The sequence below is a fragment of the Pseudomonas sp. B21-047 genome (assembly GCF_024748775.1).
GTDB lineage: Bacteria > Pseudomonadota > Gammaproteobacteria > Pseudomonadales > Pseudomonadaceae > Aquipseudomonas > Aquipseudomonas capeferrum.
Genome location: NZ_CP087169.1, coordinates 3,110,467 through 3,125,327, shown reverse-complemented (window position 1 = coordinate 3,125,327; position 14,861 = coordinate 3,110,467). Strand labels below are relative to the sequence as shown.

Annotated in this window: 11 protein-coding genes and 1 riboswitch; of the genes, 5 read left to right on the top strand and 6 right to left on the bottom strand. The window is 63.9% G+C overall.

The features are described from left to right. Positions 1-75: 75 nt before the first annotated feature. From LOY26_RS14085 to LOY26_RS14070, 4 genes are all read right to left on the bottom strand, one after another. Entirely contained in the window at positions 76-1,095 is a 1,020-nt protein-coding gene (locus tag LOY26_RS14085) for a branched-chain amino acid aminotransferase (RefSeq protein ID WP_047583041.1), read from the bottom strand. Between the two features lie 136 nt (positions 1,096-1,231). After that, the gene (locus LOY26_RS14080; protein WP_258713668.1) at positions 1,232-2,809 is read right to left on the bottom strand and encodes an ATP-binding cassette domain-containing protein; all 1,578 of its coding nucleotides are present in this window, start codon (positions 2,807-2,809) and stop codon (positions 1,232-1,234) included. A 169-nt stretch (positions 2,810-2,978) separates the two neighbouring features. After that, positions 2,979-3,338, bottom strand: coding sequence for a hypothetical protein (locus LOY26_RS14075; RefSeq protein WP_186665051.1), 360 nt, complete (start codon positions 3,336-3,338; stop codon positions 2,979-2,981). Further along, positions 3,335-3,712, bottom strand: coding sequence for a glyoxalase superfamily protein (locus tag LOY26_RS14070; protein ID WP_033698262.1), 378 nt, complete (start codon positions 3,710-3,712; stop codon positions 3,335-3,337). Before LOY26_RS14070 ends, LOY26_RS14075 begins: the two co-directional genes overlap by 4 nt. A 111-nt stretch (positions 3,713-3,823) precedes the next feature. Continuing rightward, positions 3,824-4,038, top strand: a riboswitch (cobalamin riboswitch). A 98-nt stretch (positions 4,039-4,136) separates the two neighbouring features. Here LOY26_RS14070 and cobW point away from each other — a divergent pair. From cobW to LOY26_RS14050, 4 genes are all read left to right on the top strand, one after another. Further along, positions 4,137-5,204, top strand: coding sequence for a cobalamin biosynthesis protein CobW (cobW, locus tag LOY26_RS14065; RefSeq protein ID WP_258714908.1), 1,068 nt, complete (start codon positions 4,137-4,139; stop codon positions 5,202-5,204). A 3-nt stretch (positions 5,205-5,207) separates the two neighbouring features. Next, entirely contained in the window at positions 5,208-8,969 is a 3,762-nt protein-coding gene (gene cobN, locus LOY26_RS14060; protein WP_186665049.1) for a cobaltochelatase subunit CobN, read from the top strand. Between the two features lies 1 nt (position 8,970). Next, positions 8,971-9,975, top strand: a complete 1,005-nt coding sequence (locus LOY26_RS14055) for an ATP-binding protein (protein WP_033698257.1) — start codon at positions 8,971-8,973, stop codon at positions 9,973-9,975. Positions 9,976-10,052: 77 nt separating this feature from the next. Beyond that, positions 10,053-10,643 (top strand): VWA domain-containing protein, encoded by a 591-nt coding sequence (locus LOY26_RS14050; protein WP_186656114.1) that lies wholly within the window; start codon positions 10,053-10,055, stop codon positions 10,641-10,643. 116 nt (positions 10,644-10,759) lie between these two features. Here LOY26_RS14050 and LOY26_RS14045 read toward each other — a convergent pair whose 3' ends face one another. Next, complete coding sequence (locus LOY26_RS14045; protein ID WP_013972506.1) at positions 10,760-11,026, bottom strand: hypothetical protein; 267 nt, start codon at positions 11,024-11,026, stop codon at positions 10,760-10,762. Positions 11,027-11,368: 342 nt separating this feature from the next. Here LOY26_RS14045 and LOY26_RS14040 point away from each other — a divergent pair, with 342 nt between their 5' ends. Further along, positions 11,369-12,691 (top strand): sigma-54 dependent transcriptional regulator, encoded by a 1,323-nt coding sequence (locus LOY26_RS14040; protein ID WP_033698255.1) that lies wholly within the window; start codon positions 11,369-11,371, stop codon positions 12,689-12,691. Between the two features lie 84 nt (positions 12,692-12,775). Here the strand turns inward: LOY26_RS14040 and LOY26_RS14035 are convergent, their stop codons facing one another. Beyond that, a complete protein-coding gene (locus tag LOY26_RS14035; protein ID WP_258713667.1) occupies positions 12,776-14,776 on the bottom strand; it encodes a U32 family peptidase in 2,001 nt (666 codons plus the stop codon). Positions 14,777-14,861 lie beyond the last annotated feature (85 nt).

Sequence of the window (14,861 nt, the reverse complement as noted above, 5' to 3'; positions counted from 1 at the left end):
CACGGTCGACCAAGCGGCCAAAAAAAAGGGCATGCCATTGCTTGGCATGCCCCGTTTTCAGGCTGTCGCAGCGCCTCAGGCGACCTTGACGATCCAGCCTGCCGGTGCTTCGACATCACCGCTCTGGATGCCGGTCAGCTCGTTGTAGAGCTTCTGGGTGACCGGGCCGACTTTTTCCAGGTCGTGGAACACGTGCAGCTTGCCGTTGTACTCGATGCCACCGATCGGGGTGATCACCGCGGCGGTACCGCAAGCGCCGGCTTCGATGAAGCGGTCGAGGTTGTTGATCTCGACATCGCCTTCGATCACTTTCAGGCCCAGGCGCGAGGACGCCAGTTCCATCAGCGACAGGCGGGTGATGCCTGGCAGCACGGAGGCCGATTTCGGCGTGATGAACTCGTTGTTGGCGGTGATGCCGAAGAAGTTGGCCGAACCGACTTCCTCGATCTTGGTGTGAGTCAGCGGATCGAGGTAGATGGCATCGGCGAAGTTGGCCTTCTTGGCTTCAGCGCCTGGCTGCAGGCTGGCGGCATAGTTGCCACCGACCTTGGCTGCGCCGGTGCCTTGCGGGGCGGCGCGGTCGAAGCTGGAAATCTGGAAGTTGTGCGGCTTCATGCCGCCCTTGAAGTACGAACCCACCGGGATGGCGAAGACCGAGAAGATGAACTCGGGTGCGGTACGCACGCCGATGTTGTCACCGGTGCCGATGACGAACGGGCGCAGGTACAGGGCGCCTTTGCCATGTGGCGGCACGAAGCGCTCGTTGGCCTTGACCACTTGCTTGCAGGCCTCGATGAACACATCGGTTGGCACGTGCGGCATCAGCAGGCGGGCGCAGCTGCGCTGCATGCGCGCGGCGTTCTGGTCTGGGCGGAACAGGTTGATCGAGCCGTCCTTGCAGCGGTAGGCCTTGAGGCCTTCGAAGCACTGCTGGCCGTAGTGCAGGGCAGTGGAGCCTTCACTGATGTGCAGTACGTTGTCTTCGGTCAGGGTGCCCTTGTCCCACTCGCCATTGCGCCATACGGACAGGTAGCGCTTGTCGGTCTTGATGTAGTCGAAGCCCAGCTTGTCCCAATTAATGCTCTCGTTACTCATGACACCCTCGATTGTCTTGCAGATGCCCGATTGCTCAGGCTGCTGTTATATGCGCACCACGCCACGATAATACATCCGTCGCGGATCGGGAACGGCCAGTCACGAATTGCTGGCCGCTGATGCGGGGTTGCTGGCTTTAAAGCTGCCAGTAATCATCCAGCGCGAGCCGTTCGAGCAGTACCGCATCATGGGAAACCACCACCAGCGCCCCCCGAAATCCCCGAAGCATGCATTCCAACGCCTCCAGTGATGGAAGGTCCAGGTGGTTGCTGGGCTCATCCAGCAACAGCATGTCTAGCGGTCGCTCGCGGTACAGCACAGCGGCCAGTGAGGCCTTCAGCCGTTCACCGCCACTGAGCAGGGCGCTGGGCAGCTCGATGCGCCCCGCATCGAGGCCCAGTTGCGCCAGCCGACAACGCAAATCACTCAGTGCCAGCGTTGGGTTGGCCTGTCGCAAGTGGTCGAGCACGGTGGTTTGCCCCGGTAGCACGCTGCAGTGCTGGTCGAGTAAAGCCACTTCGCCGGTCACGCGGACGGTGTCGGATGGCACGGCTAGCGTTCCGTTGAGCACTTGCAGCAGGGTGGACTTGCCAGTGCCGTTGGCGCCGACCAGGCCTACACGCTGGCCCAGACACAGCCGCAGGCACAAGGGCTTGCGGTTGCCGTGCGGCAGGCGTAGCTGATGCACGGCCAGTACTTCCCTCCCTGGGTGGCGTTGAGGCGTCGGTGTGTGCAGGATGATGGTGCTGCTCTGTTCAACCTCGCGGGCTGCATCACGGACTTGGCCCTGTAGGGCCTGCAAGGCATCGCGATGGTCGCGTCGTTGTTTGCCAGCCGTGGCCTGGCTGCGCTCATGCTGGCGATCCAGCAGAATTTTCGCCTGGTTTGCATGCTTGGCCTGCCGCCCGGCACGCGCCTGGTGGCGCTCAAGGTCTTCGCGCTGGCGCTGTAACTGGTGGGCGTGACGTTGACGCTCCAGTTTGAGCCGCGCAAGTTGCTGCTGGGCCACTTCCGTCTGCTTGGTTTTTTGCGTGACATAAAGGTTGAAATTGCCTCCAAATGCCTGCAAGCCGAGGCTGGACAGCTCGACGATACGCGCCATGTGCTGAAGCAGGCTGCGGTCGTGGCTGATAACCAGCAAGCCGCGGTCCCAGGCCTGGATCATGCTGAGCAACTGTGCGCGGGCTTCGGCGTCCAGATGATTGCTCGGTTCGTCGAGGATCAAATAGTCGGCGTCGCTGAGCCAGGCACCGATCAAGGCCACGCGCATGGCCTGGCCACCGCTGAGGCTGCGGGCAGGTTGGCGCCAGTCGAGTTGGCCGAGGCCCTGTCGGTCAAGGTGCACCTGGAGTTGCTCGCGAATATCCCAGCGCTCACCCACTGTGTCGTAATCGACGGGGTCGACGCTGCCTTGTTCAATACGCTTCAACGCCGCGATCACCGTGCCTGCCTGGGCAAGGTCAGCTACCGTGGTGCTTTGCTGGATGACCTGTTGATGCAGGTGGTGAATGCGACCCTGGCGAAGGCAGCGCCCGCTTGTGGGTTCGCGCTGACCAGCCAGTAACTGTCCAAGCAGGCTTTTACCCACGCCATTGCGCCCGACCAGCCCCGTACGGCGCTGATCGAACGATTCGTTGAGATTGGAAAACAGCAGCCTGCCATCGGGCAAAGCCAAGGAGACGCTATCCAGCGTCAGGATCGACGTATTCGTCATGCACAACTCCACTCAATGCCGCGACATCTCCGGAGCAAGCCGGAGGCTGAAGGCTGGCCGTCGAAAAGACGGCGGCATCAATGGCGCATTGGACGAACACCTCGCAGGAGTGGAATACGGATCGTATCGAACCGGTGAAGGCAGGTAAAGCGCCTTCCGCCGATAGGCCTCAGTGCACTTGCAGGCGCTTGTTCCAGTCACCGTTGTGGCTGCGGCTACAGGCCTCTTCACTGTCAAAACGCACATGCCAGGCTGGATGATCCAAGCGTATCCCTACTTCATCGAGCGCCTGACAGGTCAGCGCCAGCATGCGCGCCTTGGCCACCCCAGCCAGCGCTGCAGCTTTGTCTGCCTCGCGCTGGAAAACCCAGGTGATGCGCAAGCTTGCGGGAAAGTTGTCGGGGTCGAGGCGGTGGGTGAGCCAGGTGAACCCGACGATTTCTGCCTTGGCCGTATCGCAGGCCTCCGTCAGGCAAACTACCAGTTCACGCTCCACACGTGCCACCTCGCGCTTACCCATAGCCTTCATTGGGCAGCCTCATCATCAATTTGCTGGCAAAAACGCAAGCGGTTGCCGAATGGGTCGTACACCTGCATCTGCAGGCCCCAGTCCAGGCGTTCGGCCTCAGGGCGGGCGTAGCCGTAGCGTTTGGCCTGCAGTTCGCCTTCGAGGGCGCGCAGGTCGTCGATGCGGGCAAATACGGTTGAACCAGGGGTAGCGTCTCCATGGTGCTCGGTCAGGTGCAGGATCAGCCCGTCGCGATGAATTTGCGCGTACAGGGGCAGGTCCGGGCTGAAGCGGTGCTCCCAGTCGAGGCTGAAACCGAGAAAATCGAGGTAGAACTCTTTGGCCTTGTCGACCGAAAAAATACGCAGTACCGGAATGGCGGGGGCGAGCGGCATAAGGCGTCCTTGACCGTTGGCAAAGGTGCCACTGTAGCGCAGTTAGGCGGTCGCCTGCGCGTCTCTGGCTGCCGGGCCGACGGCAATGGTTGACCACCTGCCGGCCACTGCGTAGCCTTGCCAGTTCGAGGTTCTTCGGCCAGGCCGAAGCTAAGACGGGAACGCGGTACATGCCGCGGCTGCCCCCGCAACTGTAAGCACCGACAAAGGATCGACACAGCCACTGCGCAAACCGCGCGGGAAGGCGTCATCCGGCCAGCCTTGCTCTTTACCGAGCGGCGGGCATGGTGCGAGCCAGGAGACCTGCCTCGAAGCGCTTTCGACTTTCAACCGGGCGGGGTGATCCGGTGGCGAACAAGCCCGGCCGACCTGGCCCGTGGCTGTCGTCCTGCATGCCCGCGCCATCTGCCAAGGGCACCGCGACATGAAAACACTGGCCAAACTCCCCGTCACCATCGTTACCGGCTTCCTCGGCTCAGGCAAGACCACCTTGCTGCGGCACATGCTCGACAACGCCCAGGGCCGCCGTATCGCGGTGATCGTCAACGAATTCGGCGAACTGGGCATCGATGGCGAAATCCTCAAGCAGTGCAGCATCGGCTGCACCGAAGAAGAAGCCAGCGGCCGCGTTTACGAACTGGCCAATGGCTGCCTGTGCTGCACCGTACAGGAAGAATTCTTCCCGGTAATGCGCGAACTGGTCGCGCGCCGTGGCGACCTCGACCACATCCTCATCGAAACCAGTGGGCTGGCCTTGCCCAAGCCGTTGGTACAGGCCTTCCAGTGGCCGGAAATCCGCAACGCCTGCACCGTCGACGCGGTGATCACCGTGGTCGACAGCCCGGCCGTGGCTGCCGGTACCTTTGCCGCCTACCCGGACCAGGTGGATGCACAGCGCAAACTCGACCCTAACCTGGACCACGAGTCGCCGTTGCACGAACTGTTCGCCGACCAGTTGGCCAGCGCCGACCTGGTGGTGCTGAACAAGGCCGACCTGATCGACGCCGAAGGCTTGGCCAAGGTCCGCGCCGAAGTCGCCGAAGAGCTGCCGCCCGCCGTCAAGGTGGTCGAGGCCAGCAGCGGTCGCCTGCCGCTGGAAGTGCTGCTGGGGGTGGGCGCCGAGTCCGAGGCGCACATCGACGGCCGCCGTACCCACCATGATTCGCACCACGATGGCGACGACCACGACGATCATGACCACGACGCCTTCGATTCGATCTCCATCGCCCTGCCCGAGGCTGACGAAAGCCTGTTGCTCGATGCCCTGACCCAACTGGTGGTCGAGTTCGGCATCCTCCGCGCCAAAGGCTTCGCCGCCATCCCGGGCAAGCCAATGCGCCTGCTGGTGCAGGGCGTGGGTACCCGCTTCGACAAGCACTTCGACCGCGCCTGGCGCGCCGACGAGCCGCGTATCACGCGCTTGGTACTGATCGGCCAAGCGCTTGACGCTGCGCAACTCGAAGCGCGTCTGCGCCAAGCACTGGGCGCCTGACCCATGCACCTGCTGCGGACCCAGCCCGGCGGCTTCGTGCCGGATGACAGCATCGCCGACCTCGGCCAGAGCCCCGCCGACCTGGTGATCCTCTGCAGCGGTGATTCACACCTGGCATTGCTCGCCGACACGGCCGAGCAATTGCCTGACGACTTCCCCAGTTTGCGCCTGGCCAACCCGATGCAGGTGCAGAACCATGCCTCGGTCGACTTGTATGTCGACCAGGTACTGCGCCATGCCAAGGTCATTCTGGTGTCGCTGCACGGTGGCGTTGGCTACTGGCGCTATGGCGTCGAGCAACTGGTCGCGCTGGCGGCCCAAGGCGTGCAGCTGATCCTGGTGCCGGGCGACGACCGCCCGGACCCGGAGCTGACGGGCCTGGGCACGGTGACCGGCGAGCAGGCCGAGCGCCTCTGGCACTACCTGCGCCAGGGCGGCAAGGCCAATGCCATCAACCTCTTCAACTGCCTGGCCAACCAGTTGTTGGGCCGCGATTATCGCTGGGACGAGCCGCAGCCCTTGCCGCGCACCTCGGTGTACCACCCGGCCAAGGGCAGTGCAGCGCTTGAAGACTGGTATGCGCAGTGGCGCCCCGATCACCCGGTGGCACCGCTGCTGTTCTATCGCTCTCACCTGCAGGCGGCCAATACTGCTTTTATCGACGTATTCTGCAATCGCTTGCTGGCGGCCGGGGTCAACCCTTTGCCGATCGCCGTCGCCAGCCTCAAGGAAAGCGCCTGCCTGGAACAGGTCGAGGCCTGGCTGGACGAGGTCGGTGCCGAGGTGTTGATCAATACCACGGGTTTTGCCTTGTCCAGCCCCGAGCGCCCCAACCTGCGCCCGTTCCGCCGCGATATCCCGGTACTGCAGGCTATTTGCGCGCAAGACAACCAACCCGCCTGGGAAACCAGCGAGCAAGGCCTGGGCGCGCGCGACCTGGCCATGCACATTGCCTTGCCGGAGCTGGACGGGCGCATCATCACGCGCCCGGTCAGCTTCAAGGACATGGCCTGGCGCAGCGAGCGCAGCCAGTCCGACGTGGTCTGCTACCGCGCCCATCCCGAGCGCATGGACTTCGTCGCTGAGCTGGCCCGGCGCTGGGTAGCGCTGGCCCGCTTGCCCAATGACCAGAAGCGCGTGGCCCTGGTGCTGGCCAATTACCCGACCCGCGACGGCCGAATTGGCAACGGTGTGGGGCTGGACACGCCGGCGGCTGCGTTGAACATCCTCAAGGCGCTGCAGGGCGAAGGGTATCCGCTGGCCGACCTGCCGGGCACGGGCACCCAATTGATCCACCAGTTGCTGGGCGGCGTGACCAACGACCTCGACCATCTGGACCAGCGCCCCTGCGCGCAGAGCCTGAGCCTGGATGACTATCAGGCAGCGTTTTCCCGCCTGCCGGAGGCCAATCGCCAAGCGGTGCTGGAGCGTTGGGGGGCGCCGGAACACGACCCCATGTACCGCAGTGGGCGGCTGATGGTGGCAGGCCTGCGCTTCGGCCAGACCTTCGTCGGTATCCAGCCGGCACGCGGCTACCAGGTTGATCAAAGTGCGGTGTACCACGACCCCGACCTGGTGCCGCCACACGGGTACCTGGCGTTTCATTTCTGGCTGCGCCATGCCTTTGCTGCCGATGCGGTGATTCACGTTGGCAAGCACGGCAATCTGGAGTGGCTGCCCGGCAAGGGGGTCGGCCTGTCGGCGCAATGCTGGCCAGACGCGCTGCTCGGCCCGTTGCCGAACATCTACCCGTTCATCGTCAACGACCCGGGGGAGGGCGCCCAGGCCAAGCGTCGCACCCAAGCGGTCATCATCGATCACCTGATGCCGCCGTTGACCCGCGCCGAAACCTACGGCCCGCTGCGTCACCTGGAGCAACTGGCCGACGAATTCTATGAAGCGCAGCTGCTCGACCCGCGGCGTGCCCGCGAGCTGCAGCGCGACATCCTGGAACTGGTCAAGGCCAACCACATCGATCGCGAACTGCAACTGGAAGGCCAGCTGGACGATGCCGCCGTATGGCTGCCGCGCCTGGACACCTACCTGTGCGACCTCAAGGAATCGCAGATCCGCGATGGCTTGCATGTGTTTGGCCAGTCTCCCGAAGGTAGGCTGCGCCTGGACACCTTGCTGGCGTTGCTGCGCGTGGAGCGCGGCGACGGCCGGGGTGGCAATGCCAGCCTGTTGCGCACACTGGCCAAGGCCCTGGTGCCCGGCTTCGACCCACTCGATTGTGACCTCGGGCAGCCTTGGCAGGGCGTGTGCCCAGCGTTTTTGCAGGCAGTGAGCGACGCGCCATGGCGCACCTGCGGTGATACCCGTGAGCGCCTTGAACTGCTGGCCCTGCAGGTGATCGAACAGGCACTGGACGGAGCTTCGGCACTGCCTGCGGTGAGCGAATGGCAACCTGTGCACGAAGTGGTGCAAGCGCTGTGTGCAACGGTGGCGCCGAGCCTGGATGCCTGTGGTGCGGCAGAAATCGACGGCCTGCTGGCGGCCCTGGCTGGCCGCTTCGTCCCGGCGGGCCCCAGTGGCGCACCAAGCCGCGGGCGCCTGGACGTGCTGCCCACCGGTCGCAACTTCTATACCGTGGATGTGCGTAACCTGCCCACCACCACGGCCTGGCGCCTGGGTTTCGCGTCGGCGAACCTGATTCTCGAACGCCACTTGCAGGACCACGGCGACCACCTGCGCCAACTGGGCCTGTCGGTATGGGGCACAGCGACCATGCGCACCGGCGGTGACGACATCGCCCAGGCCATGGCCCTGATGGGTGTGCGCCCGGTCTGGGCCACCGGCAGCCAGCGGGTCGACGATTTCGAAATCCTGCCGCTGGGCGTGCTTGATCGCCCGCGGGTGGATGTGACCTTGCGCGTCTCGGGGTTTTTCCGCGATGCCTTCGGCAACCTGATTCGCTTGTTCGATGCCGCCGTTCAGGCCGTGGCGGCGCTGGATGAGCCCGATGACCTCAACCCGCTGGCAGCACGGGTGCGCAACGAGCGCGAAACGCTGCAGGCACAGGGCGTCGACGCCGAGCAGGCGGCCCGCCAGGCTGGCTGGCGAGTGTTCGGGGCCAAGCCCGGTGCTTATGGCGCTGGCGTGCAGAACGCCATCGATGGCCGTTTGTGGCACAGCCGCGACGACCTGGCCGAGGTCTACCTCAACCACGGCGGCTACGCTTACGGCGCAAGCGACGAGGGCACCCCGGCCCGCGCCCAGTTTGCGCACCGCCTGGGCCAGGTCCAGGCGGTGTTGCAGAACCAGGACAACCACGAGCACGACGTGCTCGATTCCAACGATTACTACCAGTTCCAAGGTGGCATGCTGGCCGCCTCTGAAACCTTGTCTGGCGCGTCGGTAGCCAGTTATCACGGCGACCACAGCCAGGTCGACCGGCCGCGTATCCGCACCCTCAAGGAAGAGCTGAACCGGGTCATCCGGGCCCGTGCGCTCAACCCGAAGTGGATCGACGGGGTGAAGCGCCATGGTTACAAAGGCGCCTTCGAGATGGCGGCGACAGTCGACAACCTGTTCGCCTTCGACGCTACCACGCACCTAATCGACGACCATCATTATCAGTCCCTGGCCGATGCCTACGTGCTCGACCCGGCGACCCGCGACTTTATGCGCGAGCACAACCCCGAGGCCCTGCGCGACCTTACCGAGCGTTTGTTGGAGGCCCAGCAACGCGGCCTCTGGGAGGCGCCTGGCGACTACCGCGAAGCCCTTGAGGAGCAGTTGCTCGACGGCGAGGAACAGGCTTGAAATGAGTGAACCCGTACAATTTCCGCTGGCTGCAGTGGTCGGTGCCGATGAGCTGAAACTGGCCCTGTGCCTGACCGCCATCGACCCGAAAATCGGAGGCGTGCTGATCGAAGGCCCGCGCGGCATGGCCAAAAGCACCTTGGCCCGCGGCCTTGCCGACCTGCTCGGCGAAGGCCCGTTCGTCACGCTGCCATTGGGCGCCAGCGAAGAGCGCTTGGTCGGCACCCTCGACCTGGACGCTGCACTGGGGCAGGGCAAGGCACAGTTTTCGCCGGGCGTGTTGGCCCAGGCCGATGGCGGTGTGCTGTACGTGGACGAGGTCAACTTGCTGCCCGATACCTTGGTCGACCTGTTGCTCGACGTGGCAGCCAGCGGCACCAACCGCATCGAGCGCGACGGCATCTCGCACCGGCATAGCGCCCGCTTTGTGCTGATTGGCACCATGAACCCGGAAGAAGGCGAGTTGCGCCCGCAGTTGCTCGACCGTTTTGGCTTGAATGTGGCACTAGAAGGTTTGCCCGAGCCGCACGCGCGCCAGCAGATCATCCGTCGCCGCCTGGCGTTCGACAGCGACCCGCAGGCCTTTTGCGCGCAATGGGCGGCCGCCCAGGCGCAACTGCGTGAGCGTTGCCAGCAAGCGCGCCACGCCCTTGCCTTGATTGCCTTGGACGATCAGGCCCTGGCCTGGATCACCGAGCGCTGTTATGCCGCCGGGGTCGATGGCCTGCGTGCTGACCTGGTCTGGCTGCGCGCTGCACGGGCGCATTGCGCCTGGCGCGGGGGCGCGGCCATAGAAGAAGCCGATGTGGACGCGGTGGCCGAGTTCGCCCTGCGCCATCGCCGCCGGGTGACGCCGCAGCAACAACAGCCGCCTTCGACGCCGCCCGAGGCAGGCCAGCAGGGTGCAGACAATCAAGGCGGGCAGGGTGATTGGGGTGCGCTGCCACCTCAACCGGTAGTGAGTGGCGCGCGTCGCGAGGTGCCGAACTGGGCAAAAAAGCCCTGAGCATCCGCCCACGGCAGGCTCAAGGGGCGGATGCCAGACCACGCGTGGGCAAGCTGGCAGGCGCCAGCCGTGGCCGTGTGCGCAGTGCCGCGGCGGGCCGGGTGGCGTGGTTGCCGACCTTGCTCAAGGGGCGGCCCCGGCTGCGTGACGACCTGTGCTGGCAACAGCGCCAGGGCCAGGCTAACGAACTGTGGCTGGTAATCGTCGACGCATCTGCGTCAACCCGCCGCCATCAGGCACTGGCGCAGACCAAAGGCTTGCTGGCGGCGTTGTTCGACCAGGCATACCGGCAGCGCGCCCGGCTGGCCTTGCTGACCGCCAGTGGGCGGACACCGCAGTGGCAGCGTCACGGCCTGAAGGCCTCGGCAGCTCTGCAGCCCTGGTTGCAAGCGCTGGGGGCGGGCGGTGGTACGCCGTTGATCGCTGCGCTGGAGCAGGCACGGCAGTGGCTGCAGGCGCGGCAGCAAACCCACCCCAATGAGGCTGTGCGCTGCTTGGTGTTCACCGACGGACGGCTGCAGCGCTGGGATGCCGTGCAGCCCATGCCGTGTGCCACGCTATTGGTCGACATGGAACTGGCGCCCGTTCGCCTGGGGCGCGCTCAACAGTTGGCCGAACAACTGCAGGCGGATTATCAGCACCTGGAACAGTTCAAGGTTGTGGATTGAGTTACGGCGGCGGGGGAGGTTGCGACACTATGTCGCAATAACAAAAGTTGCGAGAGCCGCAACTGGAAAGTTGCGCAAGTGCGTGACAGGGCACGCACTTGGCGGGCTAATCGGTATTACTTTGGCATCGACCAAGGTTGCAGGTCGTAACCTTTTTCGCACAGCTCGGCGCGCACTTCCTCGATCAGGCTGGCCCATTGCGCAGGGTCGGAATAAATGCGCGAGGACACTTGCTTGCTGCCGATGCGGGTGCTGGTCCGGTCGATCACTGCCAGGCTCAGCTCACCAGTACCGTTGGGTGCATCCCAGGCTACGCACTGGAAAGGTTCGAAGGCGTGGTCGGCAATCAGCAGTGCTTCGTTGACACGGAGCGGGGCATTCATGGTTCGGTCTCTCTATGGTCCCAAACATCGAAGTAAAGTCCGCGTTGCTTCAAAGTCGCCTCAATAATCGCGAAGTGCAGCGCGGGGTTATGTGTACTGATGCTCGTTGTCCGGGGGTAAGTCACACATTGGATGTAAAATTTTTTTTCAGGGTCAAATCTGTTCACGCTTACGCCGCCATGTGATGTCGATAAAGTGCGAAAATTCCCGTCATGGATTGTAAAAAAATGATTCGGCAGACAGACGGTACTGGGCACCGTCAAGTTCGTTGCTACTGTTAACTGGGCGCCACAACTTGCTGTTTTACTTCACAAAACCAAACTCTGGCGCCAAGGAACGGTCATGCAGCAACCCGCTTCCCAACGCCGTTTGCTCATCGTCGACCCCTGCGACGACTGCCACCAATTGCTGCCGGGCCTGCGCAGTGCCGGCTGGGATGTGGACAGTTGTATCCTCGGCGCCGCGCTGGAGCACACCTGCGATGTTGGCCTGCTGCGCCTGCAGGCATCGCACCTGCGCCACCCCGACGCCGTGAAGGACATGATCAAGCGCAGCAATACCGAGTGGATTGCCGTGCTCAGCGCCGAGCAGTTGCGCATGCAGAACGTGGGTGATTTTGTCTGCGAATGGTTTTTCGACTTCCATACCTTGCCGTTCGATGTTTCCCGCGTGCAGGTCACCCTCGGGCGTGCCTTTGGCATGGCACGCCTGCGCGGCAAGGGCACGGCGCGGGTGGACGAGGCGACGCATGAGCTGTTGGGTGAAAGCCGCCCTATTCGCGAACTGCGCAAATTGCTGGGCAAGCTGGCGCCCACCGAATCGCCGGTACTGATCCGCGGTGAGAGCGGCACAGGCAAGGAACTGGTGGCGCGCACCCTGCATCGCCAGTCACAGCGGCGCGATCAGCCGTTTATTGCCATCAACTGCGGGGCGATACCCGAACACCTGATCCAGTCCGAGTTGTTCGGGCACGAAAAGGGCGCGTTTACCGGCGCCCATCAGCGCAAGGCCGGGCGAATCGAAGCGGCCCATGGCGGCACCCTGTTTCTGGACGAGGTCGGTGACTTGCCCTTGGAGCTGCAGGCCAACCTGCTGCGGTTTCTGCAGGAGAAGCACATCGAACGGGTCGGAGGCAGCCAGCCGATCCCGGTGGATGTACGGGTGCTTGCGGCCACTCACGTGGACCTGGAAAAGGCCATCGAACAGGGGCGCTTTCGCGAGGACCTGTATTACCGGCTCAATGTGTTGCAGGTGGTGACCGCGCCGCTACGTGACAGGCATGGCGACCTGTCGATGCTGGCCAGCCATTTTGCGCATTTCTACAGCCTTGAAACTGGGCGCAGGCCGCGCTCGTTCAGTGACCATGCCTTGGCAGCCATGGGCCGGCATGATTGGCCCGGCAATGTGCGCGAACTGGCCAACCGGGTGCGACGCGGGTTGGTGTTGGCTGAAGGGCGGCAGATTGAAGCGCCGGACCTGGGCTTGCAGATCGAGCAGGAACAGCAGCCGCTGGGGACGCTGGAGGAGTACAAGCACCGGGCGGAGCGCCAGGCTTTGTGTGATGTGCTTAACCGACACAGCGACAATTTGAGCATCGCGGCGAAGGTGCTGGGGGTCTCACGCCCGACGTTCTATCGGCTGTTGCACAAGCACCAGATCCGCTGACAACAGGCCTTAGGCTGTGCGTAGCTGCCGACCTTGTGGGGGGGGGGTAAACCCGCCCCCACAGTTTCCTGATACCCCGATCGATCAGTGCGGGGCGCGGTGGATGGTCTTGAGCAGGTCTTCCGGGCTGATATGCCCCACTACCTGGGCCACCGCGCTGCCGGGGGTCGGCAGGTCGATGATGTGGCTCTTCATCTTGCCGACCACGTGCATCTCGCACGGCTTGCAGTCGAACTTCAGGGTCAGTACTTCGTCACCCTGAATCAGTTGCATCGGCGCGACCTTGGTGCGCACGCCGGTCACGCCCTTGGCTTGCTTGGGGCACAGGTTGAACGAGAAGCGCAGGCAGTGCTTGGTGATCATCACCGGCACTTCGCCGTGCTCTTCATGGGCCTCGTAGGCCGCGTCGATCAGTTGCACGCCGTGACGGTGGTAGAAGTCGCGGGCCTTCTGGTTGTACACGTTGGCCAGGAACGACAGGTGCGACTCCGGGTACACCGGTGGTGGCGTGGTCTCGGCCTTGCGCCCGCCACGCGGGTGCGCCTTGACCCGCGCAGCGGTCAGCGCCTCGATGGCTTCACGGCGCAGGGCCTTGAGCTGCGAGTTGGGGATGAAGTACGCCTGCGGTGCATCCAGCTCGATGGCGTTGGCGTGGTACTGGGTTGTGCCCAATTGGCCCAGCAGGTCGTGCAACTGCTCCAGTGCCTGTTGCGGCTTGTTGGCCGCGCCGAACGGGCCGTCCAGGGCGACTTGCACGCTGACGCCTTCTTCACTGCTGACGGTCAGCATCAGGCGCTGCTCACGCAGTACTGCGTGCCACTCGACGCCCACCCGGCGCTCGGCCGAGGTGCGCTGCAAGGCTTGCTGCCAGTTGTGGTCGAGGTTTCGCGACAGCGGGTGGTTCGGCCGCAGCTTGTACAGGCCGTCGGGCATCTCGTTGGGTTCGACGCGGTAGCGGTAGCGCTTCTGGCCGTCTTCCTCGATTTCGCCGCGGGGTTCGGCGATGTTGGCGCGAAAACCCACCACCTCACGCTTGACCAGCACGTTGAGGCCGTCGCCGTTGGTCAGCGGCACATCGGCGATGACCAGCATGTCGCGCTTGTTGACCTTTTCCACCACACCCACCGGCAAGCCGGTGAAGGTCGGCGAGTCGAAGGCGCCGATGTCGATCTTGCGGTCGCTGACGAAGTAGTCGGTGCTGCCGCGGTGGAAAGTCTTGTCCGGGTCTGGGACGAAGAAGTGTTCGGTGCGGCCGCTCGAGGCACGGGCCAGGGCCGGGCGGTCTTCGAGGATGGCGTCGAGCTCTTTGCGGTAGTGGGCAGTGATGTTCTTCACATAGCCCATGTCCTTGTAGCGGCCTTCGATCTTGAACGAGCGCACGCCGGCGTCGACCAGGTCGCGCAGGTTGGCGGTCTGGTTGTTGTCCTTCATCGATAGCAGGTGTTTTTCGAAGGCAACCACGCGGCCCTGGTCATCCTTGAGGGTGTAGGGCAGGCGGCAGGCTTGCGAACAGTCGCCACGGTTGGCGCTGCGGCCGGTCTGGGCGTGGGAGATGTTGCACTGGCCGGAGAAGGCCACGCACAGCGCGCCATGGATGAAGAATTCGATGGCCGCATCGGTTTCGGCGGCAATGGCGCGAATCTGCTGCAGGTTCAGTTCGCGGGCCAGTACCAACTGCGAGAAACCCGCCTGGTCGAGGAACTTGGCCCGTTCCAGGGTGCGGATGTCGGTCTGGGTGCTGGCGTGCAGCTCGATCGGCGGGATATCCAGCTCCATCACCCCCAGGTCCTGCACGATCAGGGCATCGACGCCGGCGTCGTAAAGCTGATGGATCAGCTTGCGCGCGGGCTCCAGCTCGTTGTCGTGGAGGATGGTGTTGATGGTGGTGAACACGCGTGCATGGTAGCGACGGGCAAACTCGACCAGTTCGGCAATTTCGCTGACTTCGTTGCAGGCGTTATGGCGCGCGCCGAAGCTCGGGCCGCCGATATAGATGGCGTCAGCGCCGTGCAGGATCGCTTCGCGAGCGATGGCCACGTCACGGGCAGGGCTGAGCAGTTCCAGGTGATTCTTTGGAAGGGACATGTCGTTATATTTTCGGGCGGTCACGGTTTAGGTGGGCATTGTAGCGGTGAAACGGGTTGGTGGCATCCCTGCGCTGCATACCCTG